Origin of the sequence: Afipia clevelandensis ATCC 49720 (genome assembly GCF_000336555.1) — a bacterium.
In the GTDB taxonomy this organism is placed as follows: Bacteria; Pseudomonadota; Alphaproteobacteria; order Rhizobiales; family Xanthobacteraceae; genus Afipia; species Afipia clevelandensis.
Genome location: NZ_KB375281.1, coordinates 843,018 through 861,130, shown reverse-complemented (window position 1 = coordinate 861,130; position 18,113 = coordinate 843,018). Strand labels below are relative to the sequence as shown.

Genomic DNA, 18,113 nt, shown 5'->3' with positions numbered 1-18,113 from the left:
TTCTTCCCGCTTTCTCAGCGATACATCACGGCCTTGGCCGCATCGACGACTTCGGCCACCGAGGGCAGCGCCAGCTTCTCGAGGTTCGCCGCATACGGCATCGGCACGTCCTTGCCGGACACACGCGCCACGGGCGCATCGAGATAATCGAACGCCTGCTCCATGATCCTTGCTGCGATTTCCGCGCCGACACCGGACTGCTGCCAGCCTTCTTCGACGGCAACTGCGCGTCCGGTCTTCTTCACCGAATTGATGATCGTCTCGGTGTCGAGCGGACGCAGCGTACGCAGGTCGATGACTTCGGCCTCGATGCCTTCCTTGGCGAGTTCATCGGCGGCATGCAGCGCATAGGTCATGCCGTTCGACCATGCGATCAGCGTCACGTCCTTGCCGGAACGCACGATGCGCGCCTTGCCGATCGGAATGACGTAGTCGTCGAGCTTCGGCACATCACCGGAGTGACCGTAGAGAATTTCGTTTTCGAGGAAGATCACCGGGTTGGGATCGCGGATCGCGGCTTTCAGCAACCCCTTCGCATCCGCCGCCGAATACGGTGATACAACCTTGAGGCCCGGAATCTGCGAGTACCAGGCCGAGTAGTCCTGGCTGTGCTGGGCGGCGACGCGCGCGGCCGCGCCGTTCGGGCCGCGGAACACGATGGAACAGCCCATCTGCCCGCCGGACATGTAGAGGGTCTTCGCAGCGGAATTGATGATCTGGTCGATGGCCTGCATCGCGAAGTTGAAGGTCATGAACTCCACGATGGGTTTTAGCCCAGCCATCGCCGCGCCGACTCCGACACCCGCGAAGCCATGCTCGGTGATCGGCGTATCGATCACGCGGCGTTCGCCGAACTCCTGCAGAAGACCCTGCGTGATCTTGTAGGCGCCCTGATATTCGGCGACTTCCTCGCCCATGACGAAGACGTCTTCGTCGCGGCGCATTTCCTCGGCCATTGCGTCGCGCAGCGCTTCGCGCACCGTCATCTTCACCATCTCGGTGCCGGGCGGCACTTCCGGATCGGCTTCGGCAATCGGAGCAGGCATCGGCAGAACGCCCGGTGTCGCGGGTGCGCTGATCTGCGGCTTGCCCTCTCCGACGGGAGCGCGGGACTCGGCAACTTCCTGCTGAACATTCGGCGCGGGCGCTTTTGCCGCCGCCGGCGCCTTGCCGAGATCGGCGGCGCTTTCGCCGTCAGCGAGAATGGTTGCGATGGGCGTGTTGACCGCAACGTCGCTGGTGCCTTCGGGGATCAATATCTTCCCGAGCGTGCCTTCATCGGTCGCCTCGACTTCCATCGTCGCCTTGTCGGTTTCGATTTCAGCGATGACATCGCCGGACTTGACCGTGTCACCCTCTTTTTTCAGCCATTTGGCGAGGTTGCCTTTCTCCATCGTCGGCGAAAGCGCGGGCATCAGAACTTGAATCGGCATGGTCGCTCCGGACTCTCTTTCGCAAGCTTAACGGTAAATGTCGGTGTAAAGCTCTGACACAGGCGGCTCTGGCGTGTGCTGCGCGAAATCCGCCGCCTCGTTGACGATCTCGCGAACCTCGCCGTCGATCGCCTTCAAGTCCTGCTCGCTCACCTTCAACTCCAGCAGTCTCTGGCGCACCTGTTCGATCGGGTCGCTGTCGTGACGCACCTTGTCCACTTCCTCGCGGGTCCGGTACTTCGCGGGATCGGACATCGAATGTCCGCGGTAACGATAGGTCTGCATTTCGAGAATGTAGGGACCGTTGCCCTCGCGGCACCACTGCACCGCCTTGTCACCCGCAGCCTTCACCGCGCGGACATCCATGCCATCGACCTGTTCGCCGGGAATGTTGAACGATGCGCCACGCTTGGAGAAATCGGTCTGTGCCGACGAGCGGGTCACCGAGGTGCCCATGGCGTAGCGATTGTTCTCGACAACGAAGATGACGGGGAGCTTCCACAGCTCCGCCATGTTGAAGCTCTCGTAGACCTGCCCCTGATTGGCCGCGCCGTCGCCGAAATAGGCAACCGCGACATTCTTGTTGCCGCGATAGCGGTTGGCGAAAGCAAGCCCGGTGCCGAGCGGAACCTGCGCCCCGACAATGCCGTGACCGCCGTAAAAGTTCTTCTCCTTGCTGAACATATGCATGGAGCCGCCCTTCCCCTTGGAATAGCCGGCTTCACGTCCTGTCAGTTCAGCCATCACCCCCTTGGGCTCCATGCCGCAAGCGAGCATGTGACCATGATCGCGATAGCTGGTGATGATCTGGTCGCCCTTCTCCAGCGACATCTGCATGCCGACCACCACGGCTTCCTGACCGATATAGAGATGGCAGAAACCGCCGATGGCCCCCATGCCGTAGAGCTGGCCCGCCTTTTCCTCGAAGCGGCGGATCAGCATCATCTCGCGAAACGCGTGAAGCTCCTGATCCTTTGAAAATGTCAGATTGTTCGGATGGCGGGAGCCGTTACCAGCGTCTTTGGAGGCTGCGCTTTTCTTCGCTGAGGCCGTTTCTTTTGGCGACATGTCATGTCCGGATAAGAGAGCGGATACAATCCTCTCTACTCCAACTCATACCGCCATGAAAGGAAAGCGTGCGTCAGCGCCGAACTCATCTATGACGCAATGCAGCGAGGGCAACTTTAGAATCGAAAGCGACGGATTTTTGAAATTTGAAACCTGTTGCGGCAAATTGCGCCAAGCAACGTGCCGTCACAGAGCATCGCAGATCTACGCGTTATACCATCACCAGAATCATAGTTCCTGGTGTGTTTGAAAATCCGTCATTCGCAAGCAGACGTGTTGCGAGACTGTCAGGCGAACATCTAGTTCGGAATACTAGTTCTGACCGATCATCCGGACAAGGTCGCGCGGATGCACATAGTCGAGCTGGTAGCGTGCGCGCTCGTCGAGCATGTCGGGATCGACCCGGTCCGAGCGAAGCGACGAGACTCTCTGCTCGGCCGCCACCCGTTCGGCTTTGAGCCGGGCCAGTTCGGCTGTCAGCAGCACGATTTCGTGGTCCAGCTCCTGCCGCGCATTGAGGCCGTATTTGCCGGTGTAGGCATTGACCCCGAAATAGGCAATCAGCGCCGCCGCGATCGCATAGAGCGCGAGGCCGGTCATGATTGCTTTGAGTCGCGTGCGTGAAACCATGTACGCACGATGGGACAGCCCGGTTAACCCATCGCTAACAGCCGGGCTGTCTCGTCATCGCAACGTCACGCCGCCTGCTTGCCGACCCACGCCGCGAAGGCGGTGATGTAGTCCCTCAGCACCTTTTCAAGGGATTCCTTGGTCAGTTCGCCCTTGTCGTCGAACGCGTCGCCCACCCCGTTGAGGTAGATTTCCGGCTGCTGCAGAATTGGGCCGCAAATGCCGGGGAGCAGCGCCTTCAGGTGCATCGCCGCCGCGACGCCGCCGAGCGGTCCCGGCGAGCTGACCACGATTCCGGTGGGCTTGCCCAGGAACGAACTCTTGCCGTAGGGACGCGAGCCCACATCAATCGCGTTCTTCAGCACACCCGGAACGGACCGGTTGTACTCCGGCGAGACGAAAAGCACGGCGTCCGATTTCTGCACGGTCTCGCGGAATTTGAGCCAGTCCGCCGGCGGGGTGGCTTCCAGGTCCTGATTGAAGAACGACAGGTCGTGCAGGGTCACGATGCCCAGTTTCAGCGACGGCGGAGCAATTTTTGCAAGCGCCTTGGCGATCTTGAGCGAAAACGACTCCTTGCGGAGACTACCGACAATGACGGCGACGGAATGGGCCATGGGACGATCCTTTTAAGCAACAGGACAAAGCGAACCTTCAGAGGCGAATTAGCCTTCGTCCCAAAAGGATGCAAGTGCATTAACTTCCACTCGCGAGATCGTGTTCCGATATCCTACCCGAGCAGTTCGTCGTTGTGCTGCCCGAGGCGCGGTGCGCCGGAATGCGGATGCGGGCGCTGGCCATCGAAGGAAATCGGCAAGCCCACCACCGGCAGGTCGCTGCCGGGCAAGGTGCGCAGCAGGTCGGACGCCTTGAACTGTTCGGTCTGCTGCAATTCCGCGATGGTATTGACCGGAGCGCACGGAACGCCCGCTGCCTCGAAGGCGGCGAGCCATTCGGCGCGAGTCTTGGTCAGCAACACCGGCTTCAGCAATCCGATCAGCGTGTCGCGATGAACGAAGCGGTCCCTGCCCTTGGCAAAGCGCGGATCAGTGCACCATTCGGGAAAGCCGAGCACGGTGGCGAGCTTGTGAAACAGCCGGTCATACCCCGCCGCGATCACCAGCGGATGATCCGCGGTCTCAAACGCCTGATACGGCACAATGGTCGGTGTCGCAGCGCCGGTGCGTGGCGAGAGTTCCTGCGTGATGTGATAAGTCGCGAGCGAGGCATCCACCCACGAGGCAGCGCTGTCGAGCAGCGACGTGTCGATCACGCAGCCCTTCCCGGTGACATGACGCTGCTGCAGCGCGCCGAGCGCGCCGATCACGCACCATTGCGCGGTCGCCTTGTCGTTGATCGCCGGTGCGCAGAATGTCGGCGGATCGTCGTGGCGGCCGGTCTGCATCATCACGCCGCCATAGGCCTGCAGCAGCGGATCGAAGCCCGGCGCTTTCGACAGCGGTCCCTTCGGCCCGAATGCCCAGATCGAGCAGTAGATCAGGCGCGGATTGATCGCGTGCATATGCTCCGGGCCGATGCCGAGATCGTTGACCACACCCGAACGCAAATTCTGGATCAGAATGTCGGCATCACGGACAAGCGTCTTCAGTTTCTCGATGTCAGCGGCGTTCTTCATGTCGAGCGTCACGGACCGCTTGTTGCGGTTGGTGACATGAAACATGATCGAGGCGTCCTCGATGAACGGAGGGCCCCAGCTTCGCGCGTCGTCGCCGCCGTCGGGCTTCTCGATCTTGATCACGTCCGCACCCATGTCGGCCATGATCGCGCCGGCCAGCGGACCCGCGAGCGCCTGCCCGATTTCAATGACTTTGATTCCGGTCAGCGGACCCTGCATCGTCGTATCTCCTGTGCCGGCAGAATCCCGGCAGATGTGGCCAGATCAAAACGGCGACGGCTTGCCAAGGCAAGCCGTCAATCGCGTCCGGAAATGAAATGCAGCGATGCGCCGGTGTGACTTCCGGCGCATAACGATTTACGCCAGCGCCTTGAGCGCTGAACGGCCTGCATAAACCGCCTGATTGCCGAGTTCCTGCTCGATGCGCAGCAACTGGTTGTATTTGGCGGTCCGGTCCGCGCGGGCCAGCGAGCCGGTTTTGATCTGACCGCAGTTGGTGGCGACGGCGAGATCGGCAATGGTCGAGTCTTCGGTTTCGCCCGAGCGATGCGACATCACGGCGGTGTAGCCCGCCTTGTGCGCCATCTCGACGGCGGCCAGCGTCTCGGTCAGCGAGCCGATCTGGTTGACCTTCACCAGGATCGAATTACCGAGGCCCTTTTTGATGCCGTCCGCAAGGCGCGTGACGTTGGTGACGAAAAGGTCATCACCAACGAGCTGGCACTTGCCTCCGATCAGGTCGGTCAGCTCCTTCCAGCCGTCCATGTCGTCTTCCGCCATGCCGTCTTCGATGGAGACGATCGGATAGCGCGAGACGAGATCGGCGAGATACTTGGCCTGTTCCGAGCGCGAGCGGGTCTTCTTCTCGCCCTCATAGACGTATGAGCCGTTCTTGAAGAACTCGGTCGAGGCGCAGTCGAGCGCCAGCATGATGTCGCCGCCGGCCTTGTAACCGGCCTTGCCGATGGCACTCATGACGAAATCCAGCGCGGCATCCGCTGACGGCAGGTTCGGGGCGAAACCGCCCTCGTCGCCGACATTGGTGTTGTGGCCGGCCTTCTTCAGTTCGCTTTTCAGGGTATGGAAGATTTCGGCACCCGCGCGCAATCCTTCGGCGAAGGTCTCGGCGCCGACCGGCATCACCATGATTTCCTGGAAGTCGATCGGATTGTCGGCATGCACGCCGCCGTTGACAATGTTCATCATCGGCACTGGCAGCACGCGCGCCGAGGTGCCGCCGACATAGCGATAAAGCGGCATGCCGAGGGATTCCGCAGCGGCCTTCGCCACCGCCAGCGAGACGCCGAGGATGGCATTGGCGCCGAGGCGGCTCTTGTTCGGCGTGCCATCGAGGTCGATCATGGTCTCATCGATCTGCACCTGCTGTTCGGCTTCCATGCCGCCGATAGCATCGAAAATCTCGCCGTTGACTGCATCGACGGCCTTCTGCACGCCCTTGCCGAGATAACGGCCCTTGTCGCCATCGCGCAGTTCGACGGCTTCATGCGCGCCGGTTGACGCCCCGGACGGAACTGCCGCGCGGCCCAGCGAGCCGTCTTCGAGGATCACATCGACTTCGACGGTCGGATTGCCACGGCTGTCGAGGATTTCGCGGCCGATGATGTCGACGATTGCGGTCATGTGCGCCCTTTCAGGATCAGGTGGGGAGGTTTGCGGCAGCTTCTACAGGAAGGCGGCCCGGCGGAAAAGGGTATCCGAACCCTTTGATCCCGTGACGTTTTCATCAGAACGGGCTATCAGACGGCAAACGGAGACACTTATGTCGAAAAAGCCCCGGATCACCAAAGCCAAGACTGCTTCGCTTCAAGAGCCTGCCTCATTGCAGCTCGGCCATCAGGTCGAAATGCCCGCCTCTCCTGAAGCGGCCAAGCTCGACCGGGTGCCCAATCCGCATCCGAAGGACAATTATCTGGTACGGTTTGTCGCGCCGGAATTCACCTCGCTGTGCCCGATCACCGGCCAGCCCGACTTTGCGCATCTGGTGATCGACTATGTGCCGGATCAGTGGCTGGTCGAGTCCAAGGCGCTGAAGCTGTATCTGTCGAGCTTCCGCAATCACGGCGCGTTTCATGAGGACTGCACGGTGGGGATCGGCAAGCGGCTGGTGAAGGAGATCAAGCCACGCTGGCTGCGGATCGGCGGCTACTGGTATCCGCGCGGCGGCATTCCGATCGACGTGTTCTGGCAGACCGGAAAATTGCCGAGTGGCGTCTGGGTGCCGGATCAAGGCGTCGCGCCCTATCGCGGGCGGGGCTAGATATCCGCCATCTCCGCAGGCTTCTGATGCAGCAGGCGTGCGGCGACCAGACCCAGCACAAGGATCGCGGTCGCGCTCAGGATCAGGGTCGCCTGCTTTCCGGCATGGACCAGCGCGAAGCCATAGACGATCGGCCCGACCGCCTGCCCCATGAAGAAGCAGAACGCATGGAGCGACATCGCCGAAGCGCGCGCTTCCGGCGCGAGATCCGTTGAGAACACCTGCAGAGAACCGTGCAGCGAATAGAATCCCCAACCCATGATGAGAAACGAAATCGCCTGAATCTCCCAGCGCGGCCCCAGCGCGATAATCACGAACTGCATCGCGACGACCGCCGCGCCGCCGATCATCAGCCGGTTCACGCCAAATCGCGGCAGCAACCGCGACACGCTCATGGTGTAGAACAGCCCGCCGACCGCGAAGGCCGCGATGACCACGCCGGGGATCGACGCGCGAGTCTCGCCAAGTTCAAAGAGGAAGGCTGCGACAAACGGAAAGAGGCCGAGAACGCAAAGCCCTTCGATGAAGACCGCGGTGAAACACACCCGGGCATTGGGATTGCGCAGGATCGTGCGATAGCCCGCCTTCAGCGAAGCAAAGCTCACACCGCTGCGCGGGCTGGTGATGCCGCCGCGCCGGAATCCGATCATGACCGCGGCGGACGCCACCACCATGATCGCGCCGAGCACGCCGAGAACACCCCGCCAGCCGAGAAAATCGCCGATGACGCCGGCTGCCGACGCGCCGAGCAGATTTCCGGTCATCGCGCCTGCGAGCACGCGGCTGAGGGCCACCTGCCGCTGCGCGGTCGGCACCAGATCGCCGGTCAGTCCGAACGCAATGGGGAATGTCCCGCCGGCCGCGATACCCACAAGCACACGCGACACGAACAGCATTTCAAATGAGGTAGCGACCGCGCCCAAGGCATTGGCCGCGCCAAGCAGGACCAGACAGGCAATCATCAGGCGCGGCTTGCCGAACATGTCGGCTGCGGCGCCGAGCAGCGGCTGGACAATGGCGAATGTCAGCGCGACGACCGCCGACAGGCTCGCGGCCGTGGCGACAGAAACCCCGAAGTCGTCGGCAACCAGTGGCAAAACCGGTTCCATTGCCCGCGATGACAGGGCGGATGCGAACGTCGTCGCGGCGATGACATTGAGGATCGGCAGCATCGGTCTGGCGGATGCCGCGTTGATCGCGGCCCTTATGTTTTCGTTGCTATATTGGGGCCGTCACGCTTTCGACTTCGCGACAGCGTCAAAATTCATCAAAGTCTTCACAAGCGATTCAAAATCCTTCAGCGGCACCATGTTCGGGCCGTCCGACGGCGCATTGTCCGGATCGGGATGCGTCTCGATAAATACGCCTGCAACGCCGACCGCGACCGCCGCCCGCGCCAGCACCGGCACAAATTCACGCTCGCCCCCCGACGAACTGCCCTTGCCGCCAGGTTGCTGCACTGAATGCGTCGCATCGAAGATCACCGGCGCGCCCGTGGTGCGCGCCAAGATCGGCAGCGCGCGCATATCGGACACCAGCGTGTTGTAACCGAAGGATGCGCCGCGCTCGGTCACCAGCACATTCGGATTGCCGCCGCCGGTCACCTTGGCGACGACATTGGCCATGTCCCAAGGCGCGAGGAACTGGCCCTTCTTCACATTGACGATCTTGCCGGTCGCAGCGGCTGCGAGCAGCAAATCGGTCTGGCGGCACAGGAAGGCCGGGATTTGCAGAATGTCCACGGCGTCGGCGACACGCTCGCACTGGTCGATCTCATGCACATCGGTCAGCACCGGCAGACCGAGCGACGATTTGATCTCAGCAAAGATCGGCAGCGCCTTGTCGAGGCCGATACCCCGCGCGCCGGAGGCGCTGGTGCGGTTCGCCTTGTCGAAAGACGTTTTGTAAACCAACCCGATGCCGAGACGCGCGGCGATCTCTTTCAGAGCCTGAGCCGTCTCCAGCGCATGCGCCCGGCTTTCCAACTGGCACGGTCCCGCGATCACCGCGAGCGGCAGCGTATTGCCGAATGTGACGGTGCCTGCGGACACCACCGGGGCGGCTGAAATTGGGGCGTTCAAGGCATATCCCTTTGCTGGAAGCGGCTGACCATGCCGGTGAGGCAATGCCCGATCAAGTCCGCTCCGTCAAATCTGGGCCGAAGCCTCGAATATCAGGGTTGCACCGAGGGCGGCCTGTGGCGGGACCACGACCCGGCCGCCGCTCCGGTGCGAGGTCACCCCTCCAAGCCTCAATGCGCTTTCAAGTGCTCCGAGGTCCGGAACCGCAAGCCGCAGCGCCTTTAAAGACATGCCCTCGCCGGTTTGTTTGGCCACGTCACCGAACCGATCGCGGAACGCAACGGGGTCCATGATCTCGATATCGCCCCGCGGCGTCTTTGCAGAAACGCCCAGCGAACTCGAATGCAGATCGCGAACGCCGGTGAAAGCCTCAAGGAAGATGTGATGATCGGCCGGATTCTCCGCGACCAGCACTGCTCCGAGGACGCCACTTGCGCCGTTCGGGTGCTGCTGAAAATCCGGCTTCCAGAACGCCGCCGGATTCTGCTGCCTGCAGGTGAAGAACGTCGTGTCGGGCGACAGGGTATCTTTCGCAAAGACCAGCGAGAACCCCACCGTGGTCGCGCTGCCATCAGGCAACACGGCCTGACGCGAAAACGGCAACACCTTTGAGATGCCGATGCCCTGCCGCGCAAAGTCAGCGACATCCGCCTCGCTGTCGGTGCTCTCCAGCACCAGCATCGCAAAGCCGTTGCCGCGTCCGATCGCGTCGCGGCCGGGAATCCCGAAGTGCTGCGAGAGGCCGTCATCACCGAGCTTTTCAGGCTCGGCGACGGTCAGCACTTCGATGAAGAAACCGGGGAACTGCACCACATGATTGTGCGTGCCCCACGGATGCTTGTTGCGCGCGCCGACCTTGAAGCCGGCGCGGGAATAGAAATCCGCAGCCGCATCAAGATCGCCGACGGCATGAACGATATGATCGAGACCGCGAGCCATGCTGGATGCGCGATGCGCCCTCACTTCACCGCAGAGAAAGCTGTCGGCGTCAAAATCTGGCTGACGATATTTTCGACGATCTGACCGTCCTTCTCGCTGTCAGACCGCGCGGTCAGCCAGGCCGGGTCGCTCATGAACGCGGTCCACTTCTGCTCGCGCTCGGCAAGCGAATCCCATTTCAGAAAATAGGTCAATTCCTGATGGGACTGGCCGATCACCGTGGTGAAAAAGCCGGCCTGACGGATGCCATGTTTGTCCCAGATTTTCAGCGTGTGGTTCTCAAAGCGCTTCAGAAGATTCGGAAGCCTTCCGGGCAGACAGCGATAGACACGCATTTCGAGAATCATGGTCACTTGCCTTTCTTCTTGATTGAACCGGCGCGCGAACAGCGCCGACTGATGTTTGATGCGCGCTCTTCAAGCGAACCGGTACGCTTCGCTCGATAACGCGACGGGATTATGCAGGTGCTCCCGGTCTGGCGTATAGTCGCCTGCGCCTGTCTGCCGATCAAGCGCCCGTTCATCATGCGCTCCATGCGAGGTTCGCCATGCGGATAATGATTTGCCCAATGCTGATCGCCGCCACGCTGCCGTTATCCGCCAATGCCCAGACGGGCGTTATCACAGGCGGCGCCACTGGCGTGACCATCAATGGCAAAGCTGCGGCACGTCAGGGCGACACCACGAGCGACGGCAGCGTGATTGTCGAGGGATCGCCGAACGTCTTCATCAACGGCAAGCCCGCCGCCGTGTTGAGCGGCAAGACAGGCTGCGGCGGGGTTGTGGTCGGCGGCGCGGGTGGCGTCTATATCAACAGCAAGCCCGCAGCCCGAACCGGCGATCAAACCTCGGGATGTCCGAAGTAAGTCAGCTTCCGGAGTAGCGCGCCGTTACCAGGTTCATCTCGAAGGCTTCCTTCTCGGTCAGCCAGCGGATGTCCTTGCTCGCCGTCATCGCCTGCATGATCGAGGGCGAGATGCCCATCCGTGTCATGTAATCGAGGATAATGCCGGTGGTGCGCTGGGTGCGCGACACAAGATCGCCCGCCGATTCCTCGCCTTTGGCGCCGGTCGTGCTGAACTGGTGGACGCCGAGCATGGAGCGCGGCAAGGCCTCGCGGATTTTCCCGCCTGCAAAAACGAACACGCAGGCGCTGGCGCAGCGCGCCGGTTGCGGACGCCCGGCGGAATCCACCCTCCCCACCACCGTGGTCAAACCGCGTGACCGCACCACCGCGCCCATGATCAATCCCTGATCGAGCGAGCCGCCCGGCGAGGATAGGAAGACCACATCGCCGCTCCCCAGCTTCGCCGCATCGAGTCGATCTCGAAACCAGCTTGCCGAGGCAGGCCCGATCCGCCCGTCGATGGCGAGCGCCTTGCGGCCGTCCGCCGTGGTCACGGCCGTCGCAGTCATGCTGGGCGAGCCGAAGAACTCCTTCCAGTATGACCACGCTCCTGGCGTCGAGAGTTCCTGATAGGCGGGGATGAGCACGCCCGCGAGAAGAAGACACGCGAACACCATCGAGGCCAGCCGCGAGCGATGCCAGCGCCCCGAACTGTGTGGGTGGTGTGTCTGATCGGCGGATTGGGGCGGTTGCGATGGTGACGGCCCCCACGGCCTTGCCGTGTCCGTCTGTTCCCGCTCGGACCTCGTGCTTACCGCGCCGACTTTGGGTACGGAGCCTTTTGCCGATGGTCGGTGCTCGTCATCAGTCATTGCGCTTCCCGAGACAGGCAGGCCCGTACGCGCCAGTTCCGCCCGATCAGACCAGGCGGCTCTGCACCATCGCGGCCTCGACGAACGATGCGAACAGCGGGTGCGGCTCGAACGGGCGCGACTTCAGTTCGGGATGATACTGCACGCCGATGAACCAGGGATGATCCTCGTATTCGACGATCTCGGGCAGCACGCCGTCCGGCGACATGCCTGAGAAGCGGAGGCCGTGCTGTTCGAGGCGGTCCTTGTAGGCGGTGTTGACCTCGTAGCGGTGGCGATGCCGCTCGGAAATCTCCAGCGCATCGCCATAGATTTTCGAAACGCGGCTGCCCTTCTTGAGTGCGGCGGGATACGCGCCGAGGCGCATGGTGCCGCCGAGATCGCCCGCCCTGGTGCGTTTCTCCAGTTCATTGCCACGAACCCACTCGGTCATCAGGCCAACCAGCGGTTCCTTGGCGGGGCCGAACTCGGTCGAATTGGCGTCTTCGATGCCGACCAGATTGCGGGCCGCTTCGATCACGGCCATCTGCATGCCAAAGCAGATGCCAAAATACGGCACCTCACGCTCGCGCGCGAAACGTGCCGCCTTGATCTTGCCTTCCGCGCCGCGCTGGCCGAAGCCGCCCGGCACCAGAATGCCGTTGACGTGTTCGAGGAACGGAGCGGGATCCTCGTTCTCGAACACCTCGCTCTCGATCCAGTCGAGATTGACCTTCACCTTGTTGGCGATGCCGCCATGCGACAGCGCCTCGATCAGGGATTTGTAGGCGTCCTTCATGCCGGTGTACTTGCCGACAATCGCGATGGTCACTTCACCCTCGGGGCGGCGGACGCGCTCGTTGATCGTGTGCCAGCTCTCGAGCTTCGGCGGGGCCTTGGCCTCGATGCCGAACGCAGCCAGCACTTCGTCGTCGAGACCGGCGGCGTGATAGGCCTCGGGCACCGCGTAGATGTTGTCGACGTCGCGCGCCTCGATCACCGCGCTTTCGCGCACGTTGCAGAACAGCGCCAGCTTGCGGCGCTCTTCCTTCGGAATTTCGCGGTCGGTCCGGCACAGCAGGATATCAGGCTGGATGCCGATGGAGCGGAGCTCTTTCACCGAATGTTGGGTCGGCTTTGTCTTGAGTTCTCCGGCACTTGGAATGTACGGCAGAAGTGTCAGATGAATGTAGATGACCTGCCCGCGCGGCAGGTCGTTCTTGACCTGACGGATCGCCTCGAAGAACGGCAGGCCTTCGATGTCGCCCACCGTGCCGCCGACCTCGCACAGCACGAAGTCATAGCCCTCGTTGCCGGTGAGGATGAATTCCTTGATGGCGTTGGTGACGTGCGGAATCACCTGCACCGTCGCGCCGAGATAGTCGCCGCGCCGTTCCTTGTTCAGGATATCCTGATAGATGCGCCCGGTGGTGATGTTGTCCTGCTTGGTCGCGGGACGGCCGGTGAAGCGCTCGTAGTGACCGAGATCGAGGTCGGTCTCCGCGCCGTCATCGGTCACGAACACTTCGCCGTGCTGATACGGCGACATCGTTCCCGGATCGAGATTGAGATAGGGATCGAGCTTGCGAAGGCGGACCTTGTAGCCTCGTGACTGCAGAACAGCGCCGAGCGCTGCTGAAGCCAGACCCTTGCCGAGCGAGGAGACCACGCCGCCGGTGATGAAAATATACCGCGTCATGGGATTCTACCTTTAGCTCCGCCGGTGTGATTCGCAAAACGAAACCCACGCGCGCGCCGGGATTCCGGTGCGCTGTGGGTAGTCCTGATATGGAAGTTCAGTCAGGTACTTGGAAGGCAATTCTCAGATGTGCAGGCAAGCGGCTCACGCATGACTGCACAGCATTTGTCTGGATTACTTCGACTGCGGCGCCTGTGGTGCTGCGGGAGCCGAAGGTGCGGCCGGTGCGTCCGGCTTCTTGAGCGAGTCGAGCAAACCGCCGACCGGCGCCTGCGGCGCGCTGCCCGGCTGGGAGATCGGCGCCGGACTGGTCGAGTTGATGATCGACGCCGGCTTGCGCTCGTAGTTCGCCAGCCACGACAGGAACAGGCTGGTGATGAAGAAGCCTGTCGCAAGAATCGCGGTGGTGCGGGTCAGCAGGTTGGTCGTGCCGCGGCTGGACATGAAGCCGCCTCCGCCACCGCCGCCGATCCCAAGGCCACCGCCTTCGGAACGCTGCAGCAGCACGACGCCGATCAGGCCGAGCACGAGCATGAGATGAATGACGATAATGACGGTCTGCATCGTTACCTTCCGTCACAAACGGTCGCTCCGGGCAGCCGGGCGATACGCGCTTGCGGGGGTTGAAGTTGCGCGGTCTGTACACGATTGCGGGGGTGATTGCCACCCCCGGACAGACCGCTCAGGGGCGTGGGTGATTTAGGGGCACGCGGCCGCAATCGCAAGGAAATCAACCGCTTTCAGGCTAGCGCCACCCACCAGGGCACCGTCGACATTGGCAACCGCCATCAGTTCGGCCGCATTCGAGGGTTTGACCGAGCCGCCGTAAAGAATCCGGATCGCGGCACCCTCGGCGCTGAACCGATCCTTGAGCCGATCACGGATAAACCCATGGACTTCCTCAACATCCTTGGCGGTCGGCGTCCGCCCGGTTCCAATCGCCCAGACCGGCTCATAGGCGACGACCAGATTGGCGGCCGTTGCCCCGTCGGGCACCGAACCGGCAAGCTGCTGCCCGACCACATCGAGGGTTTTCCCGGCGTCGCGTTCGGCCTGCGTCTCCCCCACGCAGACGATGGCGACGAGGCCGGCGCGCCACGCCGCCTCGGCCTTGGCGCGGACCAGCGCGTCGGTTTCGTGATGATCGGTGCGGCGCTCGGAATGGCCGACAATGATCGCGGTTGCGCCGGCATCCGCCAGCATTTCAGCCGAAAGATCGCCGGTATGCGCACCGGAAGCGGCGGGGTGGCAGTCCTGCGCGCCGATGGCGACCTTCGAGCCGATCACAATGGCCGCGGAGGTGAACAGCAGCGTCGCCGGCGGGCAAATCAGAAGGTCAGCCTTGCGCCAGACCCTTTCCGCGCCCTGCCCGATAGCGGCCAGTTCATTCGCCGAGGCCTTGAGGCCGTTCATCTTCCAGTTCCCCGCGATCAGCGGACGGCGCGTGTCGGTCATTCTTCATCTCACATGTGAATGGGGTGATTTGCGCTAGCAGAGGCGCTCCAGAGACGCCAGTTCCGACGCCATATTTCCACACGACACACCCCGATTGACATGATCCTATCCGAAAGCGGTTCCCATTTTCGGGGATGATGCCCGTTAACCGCGCCGATGCGTCGCCACCAGCAAGGTTGCTAGGGAACCGGCACCCCTTTATATGTTGGCGAAACAACGCGGTAACGCCTCCGTGGCGAACCGCCCCACCCCCCGAACATCAAGTTGGACCCATGCTCCGAGGAATGCGTAAAGCCTCATCGAATTGGCTCGGCAAGACGGTTATGTCCGTCATGTTCGGCGTGCTGATTATCAGTTTCGGCATCTGGGGCATCGCCGACATTTTCAAAGGCTTCGGACAGTCCTCACTGGCCAAGATCGGCAGCACCGAGATCACCACCGAGCAATTCCGCAACCTGTTCACGGACCGGCTGCAGCAGATCAGCCGCCGCTTCGGCCGTCCGCTGACCGCCGAGCAGGCGCGCCAGTTCGGTCTCGACCGCCAGGTGCTGCAGGATGTCATTGCGGACGCTGCCGTGGACGAGACGGTACGCAACATGGGCCTTGGGCAGTCCGACGCCGACATCGTGCGAGCCATCCAGAACGACCCGAACTTCAAGGGCCTCGATGGCAAGTTCGAGCATGAGCGATTTGTCCAGCTCATCCGTCAGGCTGGCTACACCGAGCAGCGCTATATTGCCGAACAGCGGAAGGTCGCATTGCGCCGCCAGTTGACCGGCACGATCGTCGCCGGGCTTGAGCCGCCGAAGACCCAGATCGAAGCACTGGTCCGCTTCCAGAACGAGCAGCGTTCCGCCAACTACGTGAGGCTCACCGCCGCGCAGGCCGGGACGATCGACCCGCCCTCGCCGGAAGCGCTCGCCGCCTATTTCGAGGATCGCAAGCAGCTTTTCCGCGCGCCGGAATATCGCAAGATCGCGATGCTGGCGTTGACGCCGGATGAGTTCGCCAAATCGATTACCATCTCGGATGATGACGCAAAGAAGGTATTCGAGCAGCGCCGCGAACGCTATGCGACGCCAGAGCGCCGTCAGGTGCTGCAGATCCCGTTCCCGAACGCCGACGAGGCGAAGGCCGCGAGCGAACGCATCAAGGCCGGAACGTCCTTCGAGGACCTCGCCAAGGAGCGCAAGCTGACCACCGCCGACATCGACCTCGGCACGGTCGCCAAATCATCCATCGGCGACAGCGCGCTCGCGGACGCCGCATTTGCGCTGGCGCCGAACACGGTCAGCGAACCGGTCAAAGGCGCGCTGACCACGGCCCTGCTGAAGGTCACCAAGGTCGAGCCCGGCACAAACCCATCGTTCGAGAGCGTCGCGCCGGCGATCAAGCGCGAAATGGCGCTCGATCGCGCCCGCACCCAGATGCAGGACCTGCGCAACAAGATCGAGGACGAACGCGGCGGCGGCGCGAACATCGCCGAAGCCGCCCAGAAGCTCGGGCTGAAGGCGACCACCATCGAAGCCGTCGACCGCTCCGGCCGTGGACCGGATGGCAAGCCCGTGACCGGCCTGCCGCAGGGCGTGGATGTCGTATCTCCGGCTTTCGCCAGCAACATCGGCGTCGAGAACGAGCCGGTGCAATACAATGGCGGCGAACTGTGGTTCGACGTTCTGGGCGTGACACCATCGCGTGACCGCTCGCTGGATGAAGTGAAGGATCAGGTCCAGGCTCGCTGGAAAGATGAGCAGATTGCGACTCGCCTGCGCGCGAAGGCCGCTGAAATGGTCGGCAAAATCGAAAAGGGAGCGACCCTCGACGCCGAAGCCGCCGCGGCCGGTGTGAAGGTCGAAACAGCGAAGCTGTTCAAGCGCGACAGCGACGCCAAGGACATCCCGGAGCGCCTCGTCGCGGCTGCGTTCCGCACGCCGAAGGATGGCGTCGGCCAAACCGAGGGCAACGGCGCGACCGAATGGATCGTGTTCAAGGTGACCGATATCGCCGTGCCGCCCGTCGATCTTGCATCCGACGACGTCAAGAAGCTGACCGATAACCTGCGGCGCGCCGAAATGGAAGAACAGCTCACCGCCTACATCGCCAAGCTCGAAACCGAGATCGGTGTCAGCATCAACCAGAACGCCTTCGCCGTGGCGACCGGCGCGGCCTCGGCTCAGTGATATGGACGATCTGAAAGCCATTATCGGAAAGGTCGCGACCGGCGCGGCCTTGACGCGCGACGAAGCCGCATCGGCTTTCGACCGCGTGATGTCCGGCGAAGCGACCCCTTCGCAGATGGGCGCGCTGCTGATGGGCCTGCGCGTGCGCGGTGAGACCGTCGACGAGATCACCGGCGCGGTCTCGGCGATGCGTTCCAAGATGCTGACGGTGAAGGCGCCCGCCGATGCGGTCGACATCGTCGGCACCGGCGGCGACGGATCGGGGTCGGTCAACGTCTCGACCTGCGCCTCCTTCATTCTCGCGGGCACCGGCGTTCCGGTCGCCAAGCATGGCAATCGCGCGCTGTCGTCGAAGTCGGGCGCCGCTGATGCGCTCGCCGCCCTCGGCGTCAACATCAACATCGCGCCGGAAGGCGTCGGCCGCTGTATCGCCGAGGCCGGAATCGGCTTCATGTTCGCTCCGACTCATCATCCGGCGATGAAGAATGTCGGCCCGACCCGGGTTGAGCTTGCCACCCGCACCATCTTCAACCTGCTCGGACCGCTGTCCAATCCCGCCGGCGTGAAACGGCAGATGGTCGGCGTGTTCTCCAAGCACTGGGTGCAGCCGCTGGCGCAGGTGCTGAAGAATCTCGGCGCGGAATCCGTCTGGGTCGTGCATGGCTCGGACGGCCTCGACGAAATCACCCTCACCGGCCCGACCCATGTCGCGGCGCTTGAGAACGGCAACATACGCACCTTCGACGTCACGCCGGAAGACGCCGGATTGCCGCGCGCCACCGCAGCCGAACTCAAGGGTGGCGATGCGCAGGCCAATGCGAATGCGCTGCGCGAGGTGCTGGACGGCAAGCAGAACGCTTACCGCAATGTCGCGCTGATCAATGCCGCCGCCGCCCTCGTGGTCGCCGGCAAGGCGAAGGATCTGAAGGAAGGCGTTGCGCTCGGCACCAAGGCGCTGGACACTGGGGCTGCGACGGACCGGCTGACGCGCCTTGTCGCCGTCTCGAATGCTTGAGG

General features: G+C 62.7%; 18 protein-coding genes. 4 read left to right on the top strand and 14 right to left on the bottom strand.

The features are described 5' to 3' along the window. Positions 1 to 14: 14 nt before the first annotated feature. From HMPREF9696_RS03930 to eno, 6 genes are all read right to left on the bottom strand, one after another. Positions 15 to 1,433: a pyruvate dehydrogenase complex E1 component subunit beta gene (locus HMPREF9696_RS03930; protein ID WP_002711653.1), complete on the bottom strand. Its 1,419-nt coding sequence runs from the start codon at positions 1,431 to 1,433 to the stop codon at positions 15 to 17. Positions 1,434 to 1,460: 27 nt separating this feature from the next. After that, positions 1,461 to 2,501, bottom strand: coding sequence for a pyruvate dehydrogenase (acetyl-transferring) E1 component subunit alpha (gene pdhA, locus HMPREF9696_RS03925; protein ID WP_002711652.1), 1,041 nt, complete (start codon positions 2,499 to 2,501; stop codon positions 1,461 to 1,463). 312 nt (positions 2,502 to 2,813) lie between these two features. After that, on the bottom strand, positions 2,814 to 3,131 hold the full coding sequence (locus tag HMPREF9696_RS03920; RefSeq protein ID WP_085946803.1) for an FtsB family cell division protein: 318 nt from the start codon (positions 3,129 to 3,131) through the stop codon (positions 2,814 to 2,816). Positions 3,132 to 3,196: 65 nt separating this feature from the next. Further along, positions 3,197 to 3,748, bottom strand: coding sequence for an NADPH-dependent FMN reductase (locus tag HMPREF9696_RS03915; protein WP_002711650.1), 552 nt, complete (start codon positions 3,746 to 3,748; stop codon positions 3,197 to 3,199). A gap of 113 nt (positions 3,749 to 3,861) precedes the next feature. Beyond that, positions 3,862 to 4,986, bottom strand: coding sequence for a CaiB/BaiF CoA transferase family protein (locus tag HMPREF9696_RS03910; protein ID WP_002711649.1), 1,125 nt, complete (start codon positions 4,984 to 4,986; stop codon positions 3,862 to 3,864). 138 nt (positions 4,987 to 5,124) lie between these two features. After that, positions 5,125 to 6,408 carry a phosphopyruvate hydratase gene (gene eno, locus HMPREF9696_RS03905; protein WP_002711648.1) on the bottom strand — a complete coding sequence of 428 codons (1,284 nt, stop codon included), beginning with the start codon at positions 6,406 to 6,408 and terminating at the stop codon, positions 5,125 to 5,127. A 139-nt stretch (positions 6,409 to 6,547) separates the two neighbouring features. On the opposite strand from eno, the gene queF reads away from it, so the two are divergent. Further along, complete coding sequence (queF, locus tag HMPREF9696_RS03900; RefSeq protein ID WP_002711647.1) at positions 6,548 to 7,045, top strand: preQ(1) synthase; 498 nt, start codon at positions 6,548 to 6,550, stop codon at positions 7,043 to 7,045. Here queF and HMPREF9696_RS03895 read toward each other — a convergent pair. From HMPREF9696_RS03895 to HMPREF9696_RS03880, 4 genes are all read right to left on the bottom strand, one after another. Continuing rightward, the gene (locus tag HMPREF9696_RS03895; RefSeq protein ID WP_002711646.1) at positions 7,042 to 8,217 is read right to left on the bottom strand and encodes an MFS transporter; all 1,176 of its coding nucleotides are present in this window, start codon (positions 8,215 to 8,217) and stop codon (positions 7,042 to 7,044) included. The two genes, queF and HMPREF9696_RS03895, sit on opposite strands and share 4 nt — an antisense overlap. Before the next feature lie 60 nt (positions 8,218 to 8,277). Then, on the bottom strand, positions 8,278 to 9,126 hold the full coding sequence (gene kdsA / locus HMPREF9696_RS03890) for a 3-deoxy-8-phosphooctulonate synthase (RefSeq protein ID WP_002711645.1): 849 nt from the start codon (positions 9,124 to 9,126) through the stop codon (positions 8,278 to 8,280). Positions 9,127 to 9,192: 66 nt separating this feature from the next. Then, entirely contained in the window at positions 9,193 to 10,065 is an 873-nt protein-coding gene (locus tag HMPREF9696_RS03885) for a VOC family protein (protein ID WP_002711644.1), read from the bottom strand. Between the two features lie 20 nt (positions 10,066 to 10,085). Further along, positions 10,086 to 10,412: an NIPSNAP family protein gene (locus tag HMPREF9696_RS03880; protein ID WP_002711643.1), complete on the bottom strand. Its 327-nt coding sequence runs from the start codon at positions 10,410 to 10,412 to the stop codon at positions 10,086 to 10,088. 221 nt (positions 10,413 to 10,633) lie between these two features. Between HMPREF9696_RS03880 and HMPREF9696_RS03870 the strand changes: the two genes are divergently transcribed. Then, the gene (locus HMPREF9696_RS03870; RefSeq protein ID WP_157169992.1) at positions 10,634 to 10,930 is read left to right on the top strand and encodes a PAAR domain-containing protein; all 297 of its coding nucleotides are present in this window, start codon (positions 10,634 to 10,636) and stop codon (positions 10,928 to 10,930) included. A 1-nt stretch (position 10,931) separates the two neighbouring features. On the opposite strand, the gene HMPREF9696_RS03865 is transcribed toward HMPREF9696_RS03870, so the two are convergent. From HMPREF9696_RS03865 to tpiA, 4 genes are all read right to left on the bottom strand, one after another. Then, a complete protein-coding gene (locus HMPREF9696_RS03865) occupies positions 10,932 to 11,588 on the bottom strand; it encodes a COG3904 family protein (RefSeq protein WP_002711641.1) in 657 nt (218 codons plus the stop codon). 241 nt (positions 11,589 to 11,829) lie between these two features. Further along, positions 11,830 to 13,461, bottom strand: a complete 1,632-nt coding sequence (gene pyrG, locus HMPREF9696_RS03860) for a CTP synthase (RefSeq protein ID WP_002711640.1) — start codon at positions 13,459 to 13,461, stop codon at positions 11,830 to 11,832. 174 nt (positions 13,462 to 13,635) lie between these two features. Then, on the bottom strand, positions 13,636 to 14,025 hold the full coding sequence (secG, locus tag HMPREF9696_RS03855) for a preprotein translocase subunit SecG (RefSeq protein WP_002711639.1): 390 nt from the start codon (positions 14,023 to 14,025) through the stop codon (positions 13,636 to 13,638). 135 nt (positions 14,026 to 14,160) lie between these two features. Next, the gene (tpiA, locus tag HMPREF9696_RS03850; RefSeq protein WP_002711638.1) at positions 14,161 to 14,916 is read right to left on the bottom strand and encodes a triose-phosphate isomerase; all 756 of its coding nucleotides are present in this window, start codon (positions 14,914 to 14,916) and stop codon (positions 14,161 to 14,163) included. A gap of 284 nt (positions 14,917 to 15,200) precedes the next feature. Between tpiA and HMPREF9696_RS03845 the strand changes: the two genes are divergently transcribed. Beyond that, positions 15,201 to 17,096, top strand: coding sequence for a peptidylprolyl isomerase (locus HMPREF9696_RS03845; protein WP_002711637.1), 1,896 nt, complete (start codon positions 15,201 to 15,203; stop codon positions 17,094 to 17,096). 1 nt (position 17,097) lies between these two features. After that, positions 17,098 to 18,111, top strand: coding sequence for an anthranilate phosphoribosyltransferase (trpD, locus tag HMPREF9696_RS03840; RefSeq protein WP_002711636.1), 1,014 nt, complete (start codon positions 17,098 to 17,100; stop codon positions 18,109 to 18,111). The last annotated feature ends 2 nt before the right edge of the window (positions 18,112 to 18,113 follow it).